Below are 19,505 nucleotides of genomic sequence, written 5' to 3' on the forward strand. Positions count from 1 at the left end.
ACGCACGGATCCTGCGATCCTACCGCGCGAACGTTCGCCGCGTATCGCCGAGACACGTCCCACCGGTAGGGTAGTTGGCTACATCGTGGTCGTGCGTCGCCCTCGCGGCTTTCGAGCGGGTTTCTTCGGTCCCCGGGCGAGTGTCGGGAGGTGCTCTCCGATCGCTGCGCGGGTTCGGGCGTCGAGGGCCAGCATCAGCTCGGCGGTCGTGGCTCGCCGGGCCAGGGGGCGAAGGTCGCGGACGGTCGACTCGAGATCGCGGAGGGCGGCTCCCCCTTCGTTCGACGTGAGGCGCGGCCCGAGCACCTCGACGACCAGGAGATCGACGAGCGTCGTGGCGATGATGGCGATGCTCGATCGGATCTTCTCGAGGGCGATCATCAGGGGCGCAGGGCGAACCCCCGCTTCGTGGAGCTTGGCCGCGGCTCTCAGCACCTCGGGGCTAGGGACATGAAAGCGGTCTCCGCCCTGGGCGACGACCAGCCCGGCTCCCTCGACACGCGCGACCATGTCGTCGGAGCCCCCGAAGAGCGTCGCGAGCTCGCCGCGCGTCGCCTCACCCGGGGTCTCGTCGGAGAAGGGCCGGGTCAGCGCGTCTTCGAGACCCACGAGATCGCGCACGTCGTGCCCCTCTTCGAGGCCCTTCACCACCTCGGCGATGGCGCGCTGCGAGAAGCCGCGATCGAGGAGCGCGCCGATCATGCGGAGCCTCGCGAGGTGCCCCCGATCGTAGAGCCCGATCCTCCCTTCGCGAGCGGGGGGCGCGAGGAGCCCGCGCTCTTGGTACGAGCGCACGTTGCGCACCGTGGTTCCGGCGGCGCGCGCGAGGTCGTCGATGCGGTAGGTGTTTTGGTCCCCGGTGCGTGGGCGGGTCATGTGCGTGCGCCTCGTACACGTCGCGCTTTGGGGCGTGTGCCGGGCGGATCGAACGTGCCGAGCCAGCGCACGAAGCTAGGAGCGGCGCGCGACAACGCGTGGAGCACGTGAGCTTCGACGTTGACGGGCACCACCGCGAGGTCCTCCGCGACCGCCCGCGCGATGGCCTCCGCGACCACCTCGGGGCCGACCCCTCGGAGGGCGTAGAGCTTGGCCGCCTCGTCGCGTGCGCGGCTCTCCTCGGCCTCGTCGCGGCCGGCGAAACGCGTCCTTCGCGTGATGGGAGTGTCGACGATCCCAGGGCAAATCGCGGATACGCCGATGCCGTCCTCGGCGAGCTCGGCGCGCAAGCACTCGGCGACCATGAGGGCCGCGCGCTTCGACACGCCGTAGGCGGGCAGGCTCTTGCCCGGGGCGAACGCGGCGGCCGAGGCCGTGACCACGATGTGACCACCTTCTCCGCGAGCGCGCATCGCCTCGCCGAAGAGCCTCGCGCCGTGAACGACGCCGAGCACGTTCACCGCGAGGAGGTCGTCCCAGTCGCGCGCCGTCGTGTCGAAGAACCGGCCCGCGAGCCCGATACCGGCGTTGAGGACGAGCACGTCCGGCACACCTTCCCGCGCGAGGACCCCGTCGCGCAGGGTGCGGTTCTCACGCTCGGTGGAGACGTCCACCGCGTAGGCGCTCGCGGTGGCGCCGAGAGCCGCGCACTCGCCGGCGACCCGTCGCGCGGCGTCCCCGTCTTTGTCGACGACGACGATGTCGTCCCCGGCCTTCGCGTAGAGGAGACAGGTGGCGCGTCCGATGCCGGAGCCTCCCCCGGTGACGAGCACGAGACGTCGCCGCGCACGCGCGCCGCGTAGCCGCTTGAAGGAAGGGCTCTCGCTCCCCTGCTCGACGAAGCGCACCATCTCGTCGACGTACCGCGCGACGTCCTTCGGGCGGGAGAGCGGGAGCCAGTGGCCGCCGCGAACCACGCGCCGGTGGAGGTTCGGGACGAACTTGTCCACGCTCTCGGTGAGCCACGGGGAGACCGCCGGATCGCCCTCCGGGACGACGATCTGCACGGGGATGTCGGTGCGCCGATCCCTTGGGAAAAGCAGGCGTTCGAGCATGTTGCGGCGGTAGAGCCCGATGCCCTTCGTCCCGTCCGAGAGGCGGGAGCGCTCGCGGGTCTCGTCGCGTGGGATGCCCTCTCTCTTCGCGAGAAAGCGCGGGATGGCTTTGGCGAACCCGCCGTGCCACGCCGCTTCGGGGAGGAACGGGAGCTGAAAGAGCAGGATGTACCAAGACCGCGAGAGCTGCCCTCCGATCTTCCCGAGGCCGCGAGGCCCGCCGACGAGGTGCTCGCGCATCGCCATGCCGACGTGGTCGAGGCACGGCCCGGAGATCGACGTAAAAGAGAGGATTTTTCCCTCGAACGACGGGTCCGTGACCGACTCCCACGAGTGGATCGAGCCCCAATCGTGCCCCACGAGGTGGACGCCCTTGCCCGGCGCGACGGCGTCGCACACGGCGCGGAGGTCGTTCGAGAGGCGATCCATCGCGAAGTCGGCGAGCCTCTTCGGGGTGCCCGAGCGGCCTGCGCCGCGTACGTCGAAGGTGACCACGTGGTAGTGCGCCGCGAGCTCGGTCGCGATGGCGTCCCACACGGACTGGTTGTCGGGGTACCCGTGCACGAGGACCACGGTCGGCGCGTGCAAGGCTCCTCGCTCGGTCACGTGGAGGTCGACGCCATCCCCTCGGACGGTCCGCTCGAAGACGGGGCCCGGGGTGAGCGAGCCGAGGGAGATCACGTTGCCGTCGTTCGTAGGGCGCTTACGCATCCCCTAACGTTGCCATTCAGGAATGGCACGGTCAACGATGGCACCGTGCCCGCGCTTTTTTTGCCGCGGGCCGGTCACACCGATCGGCCGGTGGGCGACGTACGGGCATGAGGCCTGCGACTTCGATGGTGCGCTCCGTCTTCGCCCTCGTGCTCCTGGGGCTCGCGCCCGCCTGCCGAAAGGCCGCGCCGCCGACCGGCGGAGAGCTGCGTGGGGAGCCGATCCCAGCGCCCACGGTCGCCTCGAAGGCGACGGTCGTGGCTGCTTCGTCGCCGCGTGCTCCGGCGAAGCTCGAGCACCTGCGCGTCCCTGGGGACGCTCGCGCCGTCGTCGTGCGAGCCGACGATGGGCGCCCCCCGACCACCGTGTTCCTCCCCGGAATTTGCTCGAACGCCGAAGGGTACCTCGCGGCGTTCCCCGAGGCCGCCCGCGCGCAGGGCGGGGTCGTCGCGATCGACGGTGACGTGCCCTGCCAAGGGGCGCCCGGCTTCCACTCGTGGTCGTGGGACACGGAGCGCCAAGGAGCGCGCATCGAGGCCGCGCTCGCCGCCGCGGGCCTTCGGGAGATCCCTCCGGAAGGGATCACCATCGTGGGGTACTCGGCCGGCGCGACCATCGCCGAGAAGCTCTCGGCGTCGCACCCGGCTCGTTTCACGAAGGCCTTCGTCCTCGGCGCGCCGACCGACGTCTCGGTCCCCTCGTTCCAGCGGTCGCGCGCGGTGGTGACCGGGGCGTGCTCGCTCGACGTCACCGCGCGCATGCGTTCGGGGAGCGTCCGGCTCGCCGCGAAGCGCGTCCCCTCGACGTACGTCGAGATGCCAGGGTGCACACACGGGCAGGTGGCCGACGCGGAGGCCGTGTTCGACCAGGCGTTCTCGTTCCTCCGCACGAACGCCCTCGCCGTCCCCGAAGGCGCCGAGGCCGTCCCGATCGTGGGCTACGAGCCCTGAGCGTCGGCCAGCCTCTGACCGTCAGAAATAGGTGTATCCTACATTGCCACCGATCAAGAAGCGGTCTTCGCCGGCGAGGAAGATGTCGCTCCTCACCGTGATCGTGAAGTACCCGCGGTCGCAACAGTGGCCGAAGTGCACGAGCACCTCGGGGCTAATCGACGCGCGAAAGGGCTCTTTTTTCCCTCCGCTCTCGAACCCGAAGAGATCGATGGTGCTGCCGATGCCGCCACCGAATCCCGCCACCCACGTGCTCGGGTGCACGAGGAGCCGGTAGCCCGGGCGCACCCACATGCCCACCGACGAGCCGCTCACGGGCACGATCGCCGGCTCGAGCATGATGCGGTTCGGGATGTGTTTTCGGACGACGAACTGGCCCTTCTCGCGCGAGCACGCGAGCGCCGGCCCTATCTGAAACGACCACGGGAACGAGATCGTCGGCGCGGGCTTGCTGTCGCGGAGCTGGGCGCCGAGGGCAGGGATGAGCGTGGCCGCGATCACACCGCTCGAGTGGGCGATGGCTCGCGTCAGCTCGACCCAGGGCCCACCGAGGATGGTCTCTTCGCGCTCGGGCTTGAAGGGGACCTTGGGCTGATCTTTCGCCCACGCGTCGAGGTCCTTGTCGGCGCGCTCCTGGAACTTCTGGCAGGCCTCGAAGCCGTCCTCCGAGTCGGGAGGCGGAGGCTCTTCGGCCTGCGCCGAGCTCGCCCCCGAGAGCGTCGCGAGCACGATCGACGAAGCGAGGAGGGCGGCCTTTCGGAAGAACCTCATGGGCGCGGCTTTTATCCCGGGTCCGTGGGCGTGACCACTCTCACGTGCGTCTCGGGGGCTCGGGGCGTCAGGCCCGCGTTCACGACGGCGCGGCCTCACGGGACGGTGGCCCGAAAGAGCGTCGCGTCGCCGAGGAGCTCGAGCGGCCCGTCACCGTGCCTGACATAGAGAGACTCTCCGCGCCGTACGTGGGTCACCTCGTCGCCGCGTCGTACGTCGCAGGCTCCCCTCGTGACGAGCACGATCTGAGGGCCCGTCGCGGCCGCGAGCGAACGCGCCCCGTCGACCTCGACGCGCGAGAGGGAGAACTCGGCCGCGGTCGTGCGGTACACGATGGCCCCATCGGGGGTCGCCACGCGCCGCGCGTACGGGACCTCGGTCGGCCGGAACTCGAGCACCTCGGCGAGCCCGTCGACGTCGACGTGTTTCACGGTGAGCCCACCTCGGAGCACGTTGTCGGAGCTCGCCATGAGCTCGATGCCGGTGCCCTCGAGGTAAGCATGTAGATTCCCTGCATCGAGGAAGAGCGCCTGACCGGGGGACAGCTTCACGAGGTTCAGGAGCAGCGCGACGGCGATCCCCACGTCGCCGGGGTACTCCCGGGCGAGGCGCGAGGTCCACTCGGCCTCGTCCACGAAGCCCGCGCCTCGGAGCGCCTCGGCGCCATGGGTCACCTCCTCGGCGATCTCCCGCTTCTCCTCGCTCGCGAAGAGCCCGAGGAACACCTCTCGGAGCGCGTCCCCGTCGCCCTTCGTCTCGAGCACGTCGGCGTAGGGCGCGAGGCGTGGCGCCCCCGTCGCGCGGAAGACCCGCGCCGCGTCCTTCGCGCGGCGGAAGCCGGAGAGCGCCCAGAAGGGCGTGAGGGCGCAGAGCACCTCGGGCTTGTGGCTCGCGTCCTTGTAGCTGCGTGTGTGGGCGTCGAGCGCGATCCCCGCGGCGTTCTCGCGATCGAAGCCGGCCTTGGCTTGCGCGGCGTTCGGGTGGGCCTGGAGCGAGAGCGGGCTCGCCGCGGCGAGCACCTTCAGCAAAAAGGGCAGCTTGGGGCCGAACGCGCGCAGCGTGGCGTCGCCCAGGTGACCCGAGGGATCGTGCGCTATACATGAATCGAGCGCCCGAGCCTCGGCCCCCTCCTCGACGATGCGCGAGGGAGAGGCCGGGTGGGCGCCCATCCAAAGCTCCGCCTCGGGCCCTGCGGAGGGAGAGGGGAGGCCCAGGAGCTCGGCGATCTGCGTGCGCGAGCCCCAGGCGTACGGTTTGACGACGTTCACGAGGCGATGCATCGAGGGAGCCATGCTCCCCCATGCTCGCACGAAACGAGATCAGAACAGCGTGTAGACGAGGTTCACCGAGGCGATCGAGTCGGCCTTCTCCACCGTGGGGAGCGGCTGGTTCTCGAAGCGCATCTGGTAGGTCGTAGCGATGGCGAGCTTGTCGGAAACCTTTGCCTTGATGCCGGCGTCGAGGTTCAAGCGGTAGATGCTGACCGACTCGTGCACGTTCTGGAGGTACTCGACGCCGGTCGTGAGGCTCACCATCTCGTAGAGCTGGTTATCGTAGCCCACGTAGAAGCGCGCGTTGGCGTACGTGACCGACTTGTCGATCGACGACGAGCCACCCACGGGCGCGGACTTGTCGAGCGTCTCCTGGTTTCGCACGTCGTGTTGGATCTGCATGCCGGCCTCGATCCAGGCCTTCTGCTGCTTCGTCTCGATGAGGTACGCGGCCACGCCCGGGTCGATCGTGAGGCGGAAATCGAGGCCCTGGAACTTGTCGTGCCTGCCCGTGCCCTGCAGGAACGCCGCGAAATTGTTCGAGAAAAAGTAGTCGTACCGCGCGAGCCCCTGGAGGTTCGCCACGGTGTCGACGACGGGCTCGCCCTTCTTTCCGGCGCGCGCGTAGTTGCCGAAGAACGAGGCCGAGAACTGGTGTACGTCGCGGCGGAGGCGGAGCTTGCCACCGGCCGTGAGGGCGATGGTGCGCGCGTTTCCGCTCGTGAAGAGACCACCGGCGCTGAGCGAGGCCTCGGTCGCGTCCTTGGCGGCCTTGCGCTCGTCTTCTTTGACTTGGGCCGCGAACGTGCCGGTCCCGGCGACCTCGGTGGCGCCCTTCGTCGCGGGTGCGGCCGCGGGCGCGGTGCCTTTGGGTACGGCCGGCGCGGCGGGGGCGTCGGCGGCGCTCGCCGTCGCGGCGAAGGCGAGCGTCGACGCGGCGGCGGTGAGGGCTAGCGGGAGGCGGAAGAAGCGGGAAGTCATGCTCGATTTCCTCGTGGAGGACGAAAAGACGAAGTCGTTCATTTGGCCGCTCCCTCGATGTGGAACTCGACGCGGCGGTTCTTCGCGCGAGCGGCGTCGTTCTCGGCGGGGTCGAGCGGCTTCTCGGAGCCGAGCCCGGCCGTCGTGAGGCGACCCTTGTCGATGCCCTTGCCGACGAGGGCCTTCTTGACCGACTCGGCGCGCGCCTGCGAGAGCTTCTTGTTTCCGGCGGCGTTGCCCACGTTGTCCGTGTGGCCTTCGACGCGGATGGCCTTGATCTCGGGGTGGCCCTTCATGACCGAGACCACCGCGGCGATGACCTCGTCGTTCTCGGCGTTCTTGAGGATCTCGGCCGAGCCCGTCTTGAACTGGATCTGGCGCCCGATCTGGATTTGATCGCCCTTCACGACGGCCTCGGGGCAGCCGTTTTTGGCGGGATCCGCGTTCGGTTTGCCCGCGTCACCGGGGCACGCGTCGACGTCGTCCATGACGCCGTCCTTGTCGGTGTCCTCGATGGGGCATCCGTTCTTCTTGGCGTCGTCGCTGCGTTTGCCCGGTTTGTCGGGGCAGGCGTCCTCGCTGTCGGGGATGCCGTCGCCGTCCTTGTCGGCCGGGCAGCCGTTCTTGAGCTGCTCCTGCGAGCCCACGCCGGGCACGTCGCCGCACGCGTCCTGCGTGTCGGGGATGCCGTCCTTGTCGCGGTCGGGGAGGCAGCCGTTCTTCACGGGGTCGTTCGACTTCATGCCCACCACGTCGGGGCACGCGTCGACGTCGTCGGGCTGGCCGTCGGCGTCGCGGTCGGCGGCCGCGGCGACCGCGGGGCACCCGTTCTTGTCCTTGTCGTCGCTCGCGACGCCGGCGAGCTTGGGGCACGCGTCGAGCGAGTCGATGATGCCGTCCTTGTCCTCGTCGGGCGGAGGCGGCGCGACGGGCGAGTCCAAGATCCACTCGAGGCCGAAGATGCCGCGAGCGACGGGCGCGCCGTAGTTCTTCGTGAGCCCCGCGCCGACGCCGGCCGAGAGCCGCACGTTCTGGGTGAGACCGAAGTGCCCGCCGAGGAGCGCCTCGACCGGAGAGCTCATACCGTCGGTATCCGAAAACGCCTTGCGGCCGTAGAGCTCGGGGCCGATCACCGCGCGGCCGTTGGCGAGGCGCACGCCCGCCGCGGCTTGGAAGGTGAACTCGTTGCCGATGTAGCCGCCGTTGCCGTAGTCCCGGCCGAAGGCGACGTCGTCCCGGGTGCGGATGTGGATGCCCACCTGCGCGCCGTATTGGAACATCCCGATTTGGCCGGCCGCCGAGACGCGCGGCAAGAGACGAGGGTTCCCGTCGCCCGTGTACGAGTCCGTCTTGCCGGTCGGGACGAACCCCTGCATGCCCACCGCGAGGGTGAGCTTGTCGCCGTAGGTGCCGTAGACGCGCACGTCGGCGCCCACGCGGACGTCGCCGAGGACGACTTGCTCGGTGGGCGGCGCGTAGGTGCCGAGCCCCGTCGCGCCATTGCGGGTGACGGGCATCGCGGCCGTGTTGCCGTCGCTGAAGAAGGCGAGCGGGACGTTGAACGCGAGGCGCACGCGGTCGAAGAGGATGAAGGTGGCGCCCGGGTGCATGAACGCCTGGTTTCTCACGATGGACGCGTTCACCCCGCCGTCGTCACGGCGGTCGGCCACGAGGCGGTACGAGTTCGTGACCACCATGCCGAAGCCGAGGCGACCGTGGCCGCGAAGATCGAGGGACTCGGCGGTGAAGAAGTCGCTGCCTCGCTCCGACGGGTTCAGGTTGTCGGCGGCGTAGCCCGTCCCGGAAGGGACGGCTTGGGCGCTCGCGGTGGACGATACGAGGGCGGCGGCCGTGGTGGCCAGCGCGGCTCCTGCGAGACGGATACGTCGGTTTGCCATGCTATTTCCTCGAGGGAAGCTCGTGTGGCGGATGCCGTGGCGGAGCCAAGCTCCGAAGTTCGCGCAGTTTTCCAAGGTTCGAAGCGAACGGGCAACTCTATTTCCTTCGAGCCGACCGCTTCGGCACGTCGTCGTTCGGGTCTCGAAGTGCGAAATGGGATTCGCGCGCACGTGTTGCGCCCGTACGTTCGGTGCTCGAGGTGGCCCACGCGCCTCGAATGGTGGGAAATTCCCGGCCGGAGCGCCGACGAGCCGAAATCGTTTCGCGAAGCGGGTACGTCGCGCGGCGCGGATGGTAGAAGCCCGGCCTCGATGAGCCTCCTCAGCGCACGTGGGGTGTCGAAGGCCTACGGGGCCCGCACGCTGTTTCAGTCGGTCGACCTCACCGTTCGCGAGGGCGAGCGCGTCGGTGTGCTCGGCATCAACGGGACCGGAAAGTCGACGCTCCTCCGCGTGCTCGCGGGCGAGGAGCCGATGGACACGGGGGTGCTCGAGGTGCGCCGCGGCGCGAAGGTGCTCTACCTGCCCCAGGAGCCCGTGCTCCCGGACGACGCCACGGCGCGCGAGGTCATAGCTTCGGGCCTCGCCGAGTGGGAAGCCGCGACGCGTGAGCATGCCGCCCTCTCCGAAGCCATCTCCAAGGACCCTCACGACACGGCGCGCCTCGCACGCCAGGCCGAGCTCGGCGAGACCATCGAGCGCCTCGGCGGGTGGGATCGTTCGCACGTCGTCGAAGAGATCGCGGCGGCGCTCGGCATCGTGCCCCTCCTCGACAGGAAGCTCGGTCAGGCGAGCGGCGGCGAGAAACGACGCGTGGCCCTCGCGCGGCTCCTCGTGGCGAAGCCCGCGCTCGCCATCCTCGACGAGCCCACGAACCACCTCGACGCCGAGACGATCGATTGGCTCGAGAAATACCTGAAGAACGACCTGCCCGGGTCGGTCGTCATGGTGACGCACGATCGCTTCGTGCTGGACGCCGTGTGCGATCGCATCTTCGAGCTCGATCGCGGGACCGTGACCGAGTTCGATGGAAACTACACGGATTACGTCGAGCGGAAGGCCGAGCTCTTGGCGCACGAAGAGCGCGTCGAGAAGAACCGCCAGAACTTCCTCCGCCGCGAGACCGAGTGGCTGCGCCGCGGGCCGAAGGCGCGGACCACGAAGCAGAAGGCGCGCATCCAGAGGGCCGAGGCAGCCATCGCCGACAAACCCCGCGAGGACGTGAAGACCGTCGATTTCACCGGCATCGACGGGAACGTGGCGCGGCTCGGCAAGAGCATCTTGGACCTCGAGGGCGTCGGCGTATCTCTCGGTGGCAGGGAGCTCGTCTCGGACCTGACCCTGCACCTCGTCGCGGGCGATCGCATCGGCGTCGTGGGGCGGAACGGCGTCGGCAAGACGACCCTCTTGCGCCTCCTCACGGGGGAGCTCGTGCCCGATCGGGGTACGGTGAAGGTCGGCGCCAATACCAAGGTCGCCCTCTTCGATCAGGCGCGCTCGAGCCTCGAGGACGACTGGACCGTGTACGACAACGTCGCGGGGCACGAGGGCGCGCTCTCGACGGGCGGTGGTCAGGTCGACCTCGGCACCGAGAAGGTCGATCTCCGCGTGTACCTCGAGGGCTTCCTCTTCGACGGGCACAAGCAGCGTCAGAAGGTGTCTTCGCTGTCCGGAGGCGAGAGGGCTCGTGTCGCGCTCGCGAAGGTGCTCCGCGAGGGGAAGAACCTCGTCCTCCTCGACGAGCCCACGAACGATCTCGACGTCGCGACGCTGAGCGCCCTCGAGGACCTGCTCGAGACCTGGCCGGGCTGCGCCATCGTCGTGTCCCACGATCGCGCGTTCCTCGACAACGTCGCGACGGCCATCCTGTCGTTCGAGGGCGACGGCAAGACCGTGCTCTACCAAGGTGGGTACTCCACCTACAAAACCCTCAAGGCCGAGGCCTTGGCGCGCGAGGCCGAACGCGCGAAGGCCGCAGAGCCCGCGCCGGTTCGCACGCTCGGCGACAAACCCGCGAAGGCCGAGAAGATCGAGGCTGCCGCGCTCGGACCGAAGCCGCTCACGTACGCGGAGCGCATCGAGCTCGAAGGCCTCCTCGAAAAGGTCGCTTCGGCGGAGGACACGCTCGCGGCGCTCGAGGCCAAGCTCGCCGACCCCGAGCTCTACACGAAGCGTGCCGCCGACGCTCCAGCGCTCCGCGAGCAGACCGAGAAGGCCCGCGCCGAGGTCGAGCGGCTCATGGCCCGATGGGAAGATCTCGAGGCTCGGAGAGACGCGAAGCGCTGAACGCGGTCGTCATATGTGTGCAAGATGCACGCATGTCGAGGGCGACCGTGTCGCCGTACTTGGCAAAGGAGGCCCCGACCGCGCATACTCCGTGATCGGTTCATGATGCATCGACGAACGGGGCGGGCGTGGGGGAGCGTCGTGGGTGTGCTCGTGCTGCTCTCGGCGACGCGAGCGGCCACGGCCGAGACGTGGATCGCGCCGCACGGCAACGTGGGTGGCGCGCACGCCGTGGGAGGCACCCAGGGGCGTGAGTTCGGCCTCGGCGTACAAGGCGGCGGGGGTGTCGAGGTCGCGCTCCACCGCATGCTCGGCCTCGAGGCGCACCTCGGCGGCGTCGTGCTCTCGAAGGGCGATCCCCCGCTCGATCCGAACGTGGCCGAGCAGGGCACGGGGACGGCGTTCCTCGTGCTCGCCGGCGCCCGCTTCCACCCCTTGGGGAAGACCCGCATCGACGGGCCGTGGCTCTCCGCGCGCGCCGGGTTCGCCCAGACGGGGAGCCTCTCGCGTCTCGGCTTGAACGCGGAGCTCGGCTGGGATTTCCGCGCCTCGTCGAGGTCGCGGTGGCTCGCCGGGCCGTATGTAGGATACACGCACGTGGTCCAGCCCGACGACTCGTTCCGCCCCGACGACGCGCGCCTCTTGGCCGCGGGGATCCACGTCTCTTACGGGCGCCCCGACGACCGCACCGACCGCGACAAGGACACCATCTTCGACGACGAGGACGCGTGCCCGGACGTGCCCGGCGTGCGCACGAACGACCCGAGGACGAACGGCTGCCCCGAGCGCAAGGACCGCGACAAGGACACCGTGTTCGACGACGAGGACGCGTGCCCGGACGTGCCCGGCGTTCGAAGCCTCGACCCGAAGACGAACGGGTGCCCGCCGGATCGGGACGGCGACGGCATCTACGACAAAGAGGACGCGTGCCCGGACGTACCGGGAGTGCGCACGAACGATCCGAAGACGAACGGGTGCCCCCCCGATCGCGACAAGGACGGCATCGTCGACAAGGAGGACGCGTGCCCTGAAGTACCGGGAGTGCGCACGAGCGATCCGAAGACGAACGGGTGCCCCCCCGACAAGGACAACGACGGCATCCCCGACGCCGACGACGCGTGCCCCGAGGTGCCCGGCGAGAAGACCCAGGACCCGAAGACGAACGGGTGCCCTCCGGCGGACGACAAGGTGCGCCTCGAGGGCGACCGCCTCTTGCTCGACGACGTGATCCTGTTCGACATCGACAGCCCGCGCGTGCGCCACGCGAGCTTCGGTATCATTCAGAAAGTGGCCGATTTTATTAAGAAAACGCCCGATATTCTCGAGATCAGCATCGAGGGCCACGCCGACGCCACGGGCACCGAGGAGCACAACCGCGTGCTCTCCCGCGAGCGCGCCGACTCGGTGGTGCGCCTGCTCGAGCGGTTCGGGGTGGAAGGCTCTCGGCTCAAGGCCGAGTCGTTCGGCAGGTCGCGCCTCAAGGTGAACACGCAGGCCGCCGAGCGCGCGAATCGCCGCGTGGAGTTTTACGTGACACGATCCAGAATCAAGGGTTCGTCCGGCGCCACGGTGCCGGTGAAAGCGCCGGGAGAGGTCACGCCATGAAGCCCACTCGAACGACGTTGGCTCTGATTCGTTCCTCGGCCATCGTGCTCGCGACGCTCGCGTGCGCGGTGGGGGTGGTGCCCGGGTGCGGCCTCGAGAACGCGCTCGTCGGAGGCGCGTGCAAGGTGGGCTACACCGCGTGCGGGACCGACTGTGTCGACGTGCTGGTCACGCGTGAGCACTGCGGCTCGTGCGACGTCGTATGCCCACCCGGGGTCGCGTGTGTCGCCGGCGTGTGCGGTGGCTCGACCGACGGCAGCACCGACGCGCTCGCCGACACGTCGACCGACGGAAACCCTGGCGACGCGCGCCTCGATGCGCTCGCCGACACGTCGACCGACGGGAACCCGGGCGACGGCAGCACCGACGGGAACCCTGGTGACGGGAGCACCGACGGGAACCCTGGCGACGGCAGCACCGATGGAAACCCTGGCGACGGCGCCACCGACGGGAGCGTGGACGCGTGCCCGCCGCCCCCCTACAACACGCCCGCCCGCTGCGGCTCGTGCTTCGTGCAGTGCGTGGCACCGAACACCGAGTGCCTCCTCGAGAACGGCAACTTCGTCTGCAAGCCGCCGTGCACGCCTCCGCTCGAGCCCTGCAACGGCATCTGCGTCGACAAGATGGTCGACCCGTTCAACTGCGGCGTGTGCAACAAGGTGTGCCCGGCCCTCATCTGCGCGGGCGGCATTTGCCAAGGCACGAACCCCGGCCACGAGATCGTCGTCGGCCACGACGGCCTCTCGGCGCTCGGCGCCTCGGCTCAGGCCAAGGTCATCACGAACGCCGTGCTGCTCCCCGCGGCGAACCCGCTGCGCATTCTCTCGTTCGAAAAGTGGTCGGACCCTGCCGTGGTCGCCAAGGTGAAGTCGCTCGTGGGCGCGGCGGCGCTCGGTCGTACCCTCGCCTACACCGTCTCGATGGACGAGGCCGACCTGCGCGACGCCCTCAAGCTCTCGCGCGCCGACGTGGTCGTCGTCTACGACCAGGGCCAAATGGACGCCGCGGCCGCGATGTCTACGGGCATGGGGTGGGCGGCGCCGCTCCTCACGTTCGCGCGCGAAGGCAAGACGATCGTGGCCCTCGACGGCGCGGACGGACAGGGTCAAATGCCGCTCCTCCTGCGCACGGCCGGCATCTTGAACGTCACCTCGCATACGACGCTCGCTGCGGCGCAGCGGGTGCGGGTGGTCGCGCCGGCCGACCCGGTGGGGCTCGCGGTGCTGAGCCCGTACGCGGTCGCCGACAGGTCCGTCACCCTCCAGTCGGCCGACCCGAACGGCGGCGACATCACCTACGTGGTGCGGCAAGGCGCGGCCGGCAATGGCGATCCGGTCGCCGTGCACAAGCTCGTGCAGCCCTGAGCGCGGGCTTGGCTCGCGCCGTGATGGAGCTACGCTCGTAACGTGGGGAATTGCCATCGCTACGCTCGGAGTCTCACCTCGGCGCTGCTCGTCGCCGTGGGGCTCACGCTCCTCGGGGCGGCTCCAGCGCTCGCGTCGAGCGCCGTGTTCTCCGGCGTCACGAAGGCGTTCCCCTACCGCCAGAAGAAGTTCCTCTTCTCTCGCCAAGGCCCGGGCGCGCTCGTGCATGTCCCCGACGCGGCCGCCGAGGGCGAGGTGCTGCCGGTGCTCGTGTTCATGCACGGGCAAAACGCCGAGCAGCACATGCACCCGCGCTTCGACGGCACCCCGGGGGACCTCCGCAAGATCGCCGCGGAGCTGACGGCTTCTGGAAAGACGAGGCCGTTCCTCGTCGCGGCGCCGACGCACACGCGCTACGCGACCGGAGCCACCGTCATGTGGCCCACGTTCGACGTGGGGCACTTCCTCGACGCGACCGACGCCGCCCTCGCGGGGCGCGCGAAGGTCGACCGCCGTCACGTCGTCGTCGTCGGGCACAGCGCCGCGGGCTGCAACGCCGACGAGGGCTTGTTCGCGGCTGCGCGTTTCCCTGGCGTTATGGCGGTCGTGGGGGTCGACACGTGCCTCACCGAGCCCATTCGCGACGCGTACCTCTCGCTCGCGCGGAAGACCGACGTCCGGATTTTCTGGCATGCGTCGTGGGCGGGTCGGCCCTTCGGCGACCTGGCCTCGGCATGCGCGGCGCCTGGCCTCGCCTGCAAAGTGACCGAGGTGACGAACCTCGTCCCCGCGGACGGTCACCCTCACGACGCCGTCTTGGGCGAAGCGCTGCGCCGTGCCCTGCCCGAGCTCTTCCCGAAGGCGCCGAAGCCCCCGCCGAGCCCCGCCGAAGGGCCAGCGACGACCGCGGCCCTTGCGGCGAAAACGAAGTAGTTCCGTTCGGTTGCGCTACTTCTCTACGCGCCCGAGATCCACGTAGGCGCGGTCGACCATGACCACGTACGGGCGCTCGTCGAACGTGAGCGTGCCGTCGCCGTCGTGCTCGATGACCTGGAGCTTGCCCATGCCGTAGCCCATCGGTCCCCGCGCGAAGTAGTGAGCCTCGAGGCGGTAGGGGTAGGGCCGTTGGGCCTTCGGCGTGCGGATGGTGAAACACTCGGGGCCGTAGCCCGTGGTCACGTCGGCGTAGAGCTCGCCGCCGCTGCCGAGCGTGCGGCTGCCGTAGTAGGCGTGCCCACCTTGGGCGTCGCGAATGTGGAAGTCGACGTCGTTGGCGTCGGTCTCCCAGTTCAGGACGAACCGGAGGCTCGGCCCGTTCTCTTTCGTGCCGTGAGCCTGCTCGAGGCGCTTGTCGATCTCGGCCGAGCGCGCGGGCTCGGCCTTCTTCCAGGCCGCGGCGATGAGCCCGAGATCCTCGGCGAGGATGCGCTTCACGCCCGCGAAGCGCCCCTCGGGGTAGTTGCGCTCGAGGCCCACGCGGCACGCCTCGAACGCCTTCTCGAACTGCTTCTGCTTGAGCCACGCGTAGGCGAGCAGGCGGTGGCCGGCAGGGTGATCGGGCCGCTGCTCCACGGCCTTGGCGTAGATGTCGGTGGCCAGGGCGATGCTGCCCGCGTCGCCCAAGCGCTCGAGCCTCGCGCCCGCGAACCTTCGAGAGTCGGCGCGGAACCCGAAGAGGTCGACGATGCTCGCGTAGGAGCGCTGCGCGAGGGCGCGATCCCCCGATTTTTCCGCTGTCTCACCGAGCGCGACGAGGGCGAGCACGTCGGTCGGGGAGGTGCGCTGCCAGCTCGTCGCGAGGTCGCGCGCGGCGACCACGTTGCCCGCTCCGATGGCGGTCATCACGTCCTTCATCTTGCCTTCGTACGGCGGCTCTCCGCCGACGCGCTCGTTGTCGGGCGCGCGCACGAAGGTGCGTTGCGGCGCGCGGCTCGGGGGCTCGGGGGTCGACCGGAAGGTCGGGAACGGCGGGGGCGGGCCGTCACCCGGATCGAACATGAAGGGATACGTCACCACGACCACTCCGCCCTCGGGCTGGGGGAAGGAGAGGTTCATGAAGGCCCGCGCCACACACGAGACCACGCTCGCGTCGGGCAGGTCGGAGCCGCCATTGCTCGCGTTCGCGACAGCGCCGCTCCGGTCGATGATGAACCGCACCGCGACGCGGCCCTGGAGATTCGGGTTCCTTCGCAGCCCATTCTCGTAGCAGAGGCGGAAGCGACCGAAATTCTGCCGGACGATGCGCTGGATCACCTCGGGCGGGAGCCGGCCGCTCACCTGGGTCGCGCCCTGGCGAATGCGAGGTGGGTGCGTCGCGTGCGCGCCACCGAGCCTTCCGTGACCGCTGCCGAAGCCTTGGCCCGTGCCGGTGCCGGCGCCGTGCCCGAGCGTGCCGATGCTCCCGAGCCCGATGCCCTCACTGGATCCCGGCTGCCGGACACCGCCGATCGTGCCTCCTCCACCGAACCCTTGGCCCTGCCCACCACCACCCTCGCCCACACCCGTGAGGCCAAGGCCACCCGCACCGAACGCGTCGCCGATGCTGTCTCCCCACATGTTGCCGCGGGCGCTCATCGGGTCGCCCTCCTCGCGGCCCCACGGCGCGGTGGGAGCGTTCGGATCGCCGCCGGCACCGGTGTTGAGAAGCCCAATGGATCCGAACTCTTGCGCCTCGCGAAGGGCGGCCTGCCGCGCGAGGTGGGGGTCGCGCGTGGAGCCCTCTTCACCCCGCGCGCGCGTGCCACCGCTCTTCTCTTTGTCGTCGCCGTCGAAGTCCGAAGGGTCGTTCGTGCGGGAGCGCTTCGTGGTGACCACACGCCCGTCGGCGATGGTGAGGATGTCGAGCTTGGAGCGTCGATCGATGTTGAAGCGCGCGTAGTCGGCCTCGGTCTCGAGGACGAGGAACGAGGTGTGCGGGCTCATCACGCGGTGTTTGGTCGACAGCGCGACGATGGCCTTCTTGGTCTCGTCCTCTCCGCCGGGGAGGGGCGCTGCGACGAGGCTCTCGATCTTGGCCTTCGCCCAGGTGCGCTCGAGGAGCGGGCGCTCCGCCTTGTGCACGAGGGGCTTGTGGGTCTGCCCGGCCGCGCTCACGACGAGGGGCCGTTCCTCGGACAGCTCCGCGTAGACGAGCACCTCGTCGCCGGATTGGAGCCCGTCGAGCAGCTTCGGGTACGTCCATCGGGCCCCTTCGACCGACACGGGCACGTTGCGGCTCGTGGCCTCGCCGAGGCGCCGCGCGATCTCCTCCGGGCCTCGGCTCGCCGCGAGCACGACCCCCGACTTGGGGAGAGTCTTGCCCGTGATGCGACGCAAGAAGGCGTCGTCCCGAACGCTCCCGACGGCGATCGCGTCGAGGCGCTCCACACCGGCGCCCGTGAGGCTCTCGACCGTCGCTGCGAGCTTCTGCGAGTCCGTCTCGCCCACTGTGGTGACGCCGTCGGTGACCAGGATCACCCGCTTCTTCGCCTTGGAGCCGCCCACGAGGGTCTTGGCGCGCGTGAGGGCGAGCTCGAGGTTCGAGGCGCCGAGCGCTCGCCGTGACACGATGGCTTGGGTTTCGGCGTCGCCGTAGGCGCGGGCCTCGCCGTCGAAGATCGGCGCCGTGTCCTCGTCGAAGGCGTGCACGGTGAGGCGCGTGTCGCCGGGGAGCTTGGCAAGGACTCCTTGGAGGAGCTTCGCGCCCGCCTCGAGATCGAGCGCCCGCGAGGCCGACGTATCGACCAGCACGAGGGCGCCTTCGACGGGCTCGGGGCGCGACTCGGAGAACGGGACGACGCGCGCGACCGCGATCTTCTCGTTCATGATGGCGGCGTTCCGCGCGACGGATTTTCCGCCGAGCACGAAGTCCCGCGCGGGGGAGAAATCGCGCCGGTAGAAGGTCTTCGGGCCTCCGCTGCCCGCGCCCCCTTGCACCTTGATGTCGAGCTCTTCGAGCTTCGGGAGACCGCGCAGCGGGAGCACGTAGGGCTCGGTGCCCTTGAGCGTCTCGGAGTACGAGAGCACGATCTCTTTTCGGCCCCGCGGAGGGATGGGGAACACCCGGGCGGCGAACTCGTTGCCGCCGCCCTGCTCGAGGAGCGCGGGGTCTTGTTTGCGGTGCAAGAAGTCTTCGTAGGCGCGCCGCGCGGCCTGTTTCTCGACGACCTCGCCCTCTTGCCACCGATCGTCGATCTTCATCGCGAAGCGGCTGAGCGACGCGTCTTGCGGGAGGGTGATCTTGAACTGCCCCTCGAGCTGACGGTCGAGCGGGTTCTCGAAGACCATGGTGAGCTCGGTGAACGCGAGCGGGTCCTCGATCGACGCGTTCGCCGTGACCGACACGAGCTTGAGCCCCGTGCCGTCGCTCGCGGTGAGCGACATGGGGGCCGCGACACCGGGGATGCCGTCGTCGGCGGAGGGGATCTCGATGCCGGCCGTGTCGGCCAGGTGGCGCGCGCGCTCTTCGGATGCGACGGTGGCGCAGGCGAGGACGGTCACGGCGAGGGTGGAGACGAGCAAAGTCGAGCGGCGCATGAGGCTCCTCGGCGGGGGCGTGTGGGGTCGGTGTCGGACAACCGTCCGACCGGAAAGTTCCGTGGTCGTCGGGCGCGGCTCAGGGATGCGGCGGCTTGCGCACCGAGAGGCAAGGGTGCGGCGGCGGCTTCGGCGAGAGGCACGGCGCCGGGACGGCCGTCGGCGCTACCGAGAGGCAAGGCACGGGCTCGGCGGCACGCCCCGCGTCGGGCGGCACGACCTCGGGTGAAGGCGCGGCGTCGGGCTCGTTCTCCGGGCGCTGCGCGGTGAGGCACGGCTCGGGGCGATTCTCGGGGAGGGGCCTCGCGGGCGGAGCCTCTAGCGAGGGCACCTGACCGTCCTTCGCGGGCTCGCAGGCCACGGCGGCCGTGAGCGTGGCGAGGGCCGCGGCGACGAAGGCCGAGCGCCTCGCGAGAATGGCGGCGCGGTCGTCGTCGAGCGCGTCCCGAGGGGTAGGCTCGGGCGAGCGCTTTTCGCGCGTGCTCATGGCCTTACTCGTCCCATCCGCCGCCGAAATCGCCGCCCCCGGAGTCTCCGCCGCCGAAGTCGAAGTCGCCTCCGCTCGAGCCCGTGTCGAAGCTCGACGAGCCCGAGTCGTAGTCGGACGAGCCGCTCCACTCACCCACCGGTGGACCGTCGCTCGAGGTGGAGTCCGACCACGTGTGGCTCTCGGACGACCAGCTCGAGTGGTGCCCGTACGAGCTCCCGAAGTGCGCGCCCGCCGCGGCCCCGAGGAACGACGCGGCGATGTTGCCCACGGTGCCGAGCGTCTGCATCGACTGCTGGTGGGCGTGGTGTTGCTGACGCTGCGCCTTGCGCTCCACGGCGCCTGCGAAGGGCTCTCGGCAGGCCATGCACGCCTGCTGGTTGTGCGGAGAGATCGCACCGCAGAACACGCACGCCACGACGATCCACGTCTGGCAGGCCGAGCACTTTTGTTTGCCCCAGCGGTTCGGCACGCGGCACTTCGGGCAGGGGATCGCGTGCGCCTGGGCCTCCTGGGAGATCGGGCGCTGGCAGTACTTGCAGATCACGGACTCGCCGTCGTCGGGGGCACCACACGACGCGCAGTGGGCGTTCGCCATACCTCGAGCGTACCATGCCGTGCCGGCGCAGAAGCGCCTCCGCAAGGCGGTGCTACGCCTACACGCGCCCACAGCCT

At 69.9% G+C, this 19,505-nt stretch carries 14 protein-coding genes; 5 read left to right on the forward strand and 9 right to left on the reverse strand.

The annotated features are described in order from the left end of the window. Positions 1–78 precede the first annotated feature (78 nt). Positions 79–876 carry a MerR family transcriptional regulator gene (locus IPK71_09400; GenBank protein MBK8213954.1) on the reverse strand — a complete coding sequence of 266 codons (798 nt, stop codon included), beginning with the start codon at positions 874–876 and terminating at the stop codon, positions 79–81. Beyond that, entirely contained in the window at positions 873–2,702 is a 1,830-nt protein-coding gene (locus tag IPK71_09405) for an SDR family oxidoreductase (GenBank protein ID MBK8213955.1), read from the reverse strand. Before IPK71_09405 ends, IPK71_09400 begins: the two co-directional genes overlap by 4 nt. 107 nt (positions 2,703–2,809) lie before the next feature. Here IPK71_09405 and IPK71_09410 point away from each other — a divergent pair, with 107 nt between their 5' ends. Beyond that, on the forward strand, positions 2,810–3,652 hold the full coding sequence (locus IPK71_09410; GenBank protein MBK8213956.1) for a hypothetical protein: 843 nt from the start codon (positions 2,810–2,812) through the stop codon (positions 3,650–3,652). Positions 3,653–3,673: 21 nt separating this feature from the next. Here the strand turns inward: IPK71_09410 and IPK71_09415 are convergent, their stop codons facing one another. The 4 genes from IPK71_09415 to IPK71_09430 all read right to left on the reverse strand — a co-directional run bounded on the left by IPK71_09415 (position 3,674) and on the right by IPK71_09430 (position 8,573). After that, positions 3,674–4,423, reverse strand: coding sequence for a hypothetical protein (locus IPK71_09415; protein MBK8213957.1), 750 nt, complete (start codon positions 4,421–4,423; stop codon positions 3,674–3,676). A gap of 95 nt (positions 4,424–4,518) precedes the next feature. Continuing rightward, complete coding sequence (gene manA / locus IPK71_09420) at positions 4,519–5,703, reverse strand: mannose-6-phosphate isomerase, class I (protein MBK8213958.1); 1,185 nt, start codon at positions 5,701–5,703, stop codon at positions 4,519–4,521. 39 nt (positions 5,704–5,742) lie between these two features. After that, positions 5,743–6,675: a DUF481 domain-containing protein gene (locus tag IPK71_09425; protein ID MBK8213959.1), complete on the reverse strand. Its 933-nt coding sequence runs from the start codon at positions 6,673–6,675 to the stop codon at positions 5,743–5,745. Positions 6,676–6,713: 38 nt separating this feature from the next. After that, positions 6,714–8,573, reverse strand: coding sequence for an OmpA family protein (locus IPK71_09430; GenBank protein MBK8213960.1), 1,860 nt, complete (start codon positions 8,571–8,573; stop codon positions 6,714–6,716). A 312-nt stretch (positions 8,574–8,885) separates the two neighbouring features. Here IPK71_09430 and IPK71_09435 point away from each other — a divergent pair, with 312 nt between their 5' ends. The 4 genes from IPK71_09435 (at position 8,886) to IPK71_09450 (ending at position 14,761) form a co-directional block, all read left to right on the forward strand. Beyond that, on the forward strand, positions 8,886–10,859 hold the full coding sequence (locus IPK71_09435) for an ABC-F family ATP-binding cassette domain-containing protein (protein ID MBK8213961.1): 1,974 nt from the start codon (positions 8,886–8,888) through the stop codon (positions 10,857–10,859). 102 nt (positions 10,860–10,961) lie between these two features. Further along, positions 10,962–12,464, forward strand: coding sequence for an OmpA family protein (locus IPK71_09440; protein ID MBK8213962.1), 1,503 nt, complete (start codon positions 10,962–10,964; stop codon positions 12,462–12,464). Continuing rightward, positions 12,461–13,828 (forward strand): hypothetical protein, encoded by a 1,368-nt coding sequence (locus tag IPK71_09445; protein ID MBK8213963.1) that lies wholly within the window; start codon positions 12,461–12,463, stop codon positions 13,826–13,828. Before IPK71_09440 ends, IPK71_09445 begins: the two co-directional genes overlap by 4 nt. A gap of 42 nt (positions 13,829–13,870) precedes the next feature. Next, complete coding sequence (locus tag IPK71_09450; protein MBK8213964.1) at positions 13,871–14,761, forward strand: hypothetical protein; 891 nt, start codon at positions 13,871–13,873, stop codon at positions 14,759–14,761. Between the two features lie 15 nt (positions 14,762–14,776). Here the strand turns inward: IPK71_09450 and IPK71_09455 are convergent, their stop codons facing one another. From IPK71_09455 to IPK71_09465, 3 genes are all read right to left on the reverse strand, one after another. Next, positions 14,777–18,343: an AgmX/PglI C-terminal domain-containing protein gene (locus IPK71_09455; GenBank protein ID MBK8213965.1), complete on the reverse strand. Its 3,567-nt coding sequence runs from the start codon at positions 18,341–18,343 to the stop codon at positions 14,777–14,779. Between the two features lie 79 nt (positions 18,344–18,422). Continuing rightward, the gene (locus IPK71_09460; protein MBK8213966.1) at positions 18,423–18,830 is read right to left on the reverse strand and encodes a hypothetical protein; all 408 of its coding nucleotides are present in this window, start codon (positions 18,828–18,830) and stop codon (positions 18,423–18,425) included. A 4-nt stretch (positions 18,831–18,834) separates the two neighbouring features. Beyond that, positions 18,835–19,428, reverse strand: a complete 594-nt coding sequence (locus IPK71_09465; protein MBK8213967.1) for a hypothetical protein — start codon at positions 19,426–19,428, stop codon at positions 18,835–18,837. Positions 19,429–19,505 lie beyond the last annotated feature (77 nt).

This window comes from Myxococcales bacterium, from assembly GCA_016712525.1.
Lineage (GTDB): Bacteria > Myxococcota_A > Polyangia > Polyangiales > Polyangiaceae > JAAFHV01.

Bases quoted from the DNA above. Each gene is read 5' to 3' on its own strand.
- IPK71_09400 (MBK8213954.1), bottom strand. From the start codon at position 876: ATGACCCGCCCACGCACCGGGGACCAAAACACCTACCGCATCGACGAC.
- IPK71_09405 (MBK8213955.1), bottom strand. From the start codon at position 2,702: ATGCGTAAGCGCCCTACGAACGACGGCAACGTGATCTCCCTCGGCTCG.
- IPK71_09410 (MBK8213956.1), top strand. From the start codon at position 2,810: ATGAGGCCTGCGACTTCGATGGTGCGCTCCGTCTTCGCCCTCGTGCTC.
- IPK71_09415 (MBK8213957.1), bottom strand. From the start codon at position 4,423: ATGAGGTTCTTCCGAAAGGCCGCCCTCCTCGCTTCGTCGATCGTGCTC.
- manA (MBK8213958.1), bottom strand. From the start codon at position 5,703: ATGCATCGCCTCGTGAACGTCGTCAAACCGTACGCCTGGGGCTCGCGC.
- IPK71_09425 (MBK8213959.1), bottom strand. From the start codon at position 6,675: ATGACTTCCCGCTTCTTCCGCCTCCCGCTAGCCCTCACCGCCGCCGCG.
- IPK71_09430 (MBK8213960.1), bottom strand. From the start codon at position 8,573: ATGGCAAACCGACGTATCCGTCTCGCAGGAGCCGCGCTGGCCACCACG.
- IPK71_09435 (MBK8213961.1), top strand. From the start codon at position 8,886: ATGAGCCTCCTCAGCGCACGTGGGGTGTCGAAGGCCTACGGGGCCCGC.
- IPK71_09440 (MBK8213962.1), top strand. From the start codon at position 10,962: ATGATGCATCGACGAACGGGGCGGGCGTGGGGGAGCGTCGTGGGTGTG.
- IPK71_09445 (MBK8213963.1), top strand. From the start codon at position 12,461: ATGAAGCCCACTCGAACGACGTTGGCTCTGATTCGTTCCTCGGCCATC.
- IPK71_09455 (MBK8213965.1), bottom strand. From the start codon at position 18,343: ATGCGCCGCTCGACTTTGCTCGTCTCCACCCTCGCCGTGACCGTCCTC.
- IPK71_09460 (MBK8213966.1), bottom strand. From the start codon at position 18,830: ATGAGCACGCGCGAAAAGCGCTCGCCCGAGCCTACCCCTCGGGACGCG.
- IPK71_09465 (MBK8213967.1), bottom strand. From the start codon at position 19,428: ATGGCGAACGCCCACTGCGCGTCGTGTGGTGCCCCCGACGACGGCGAG.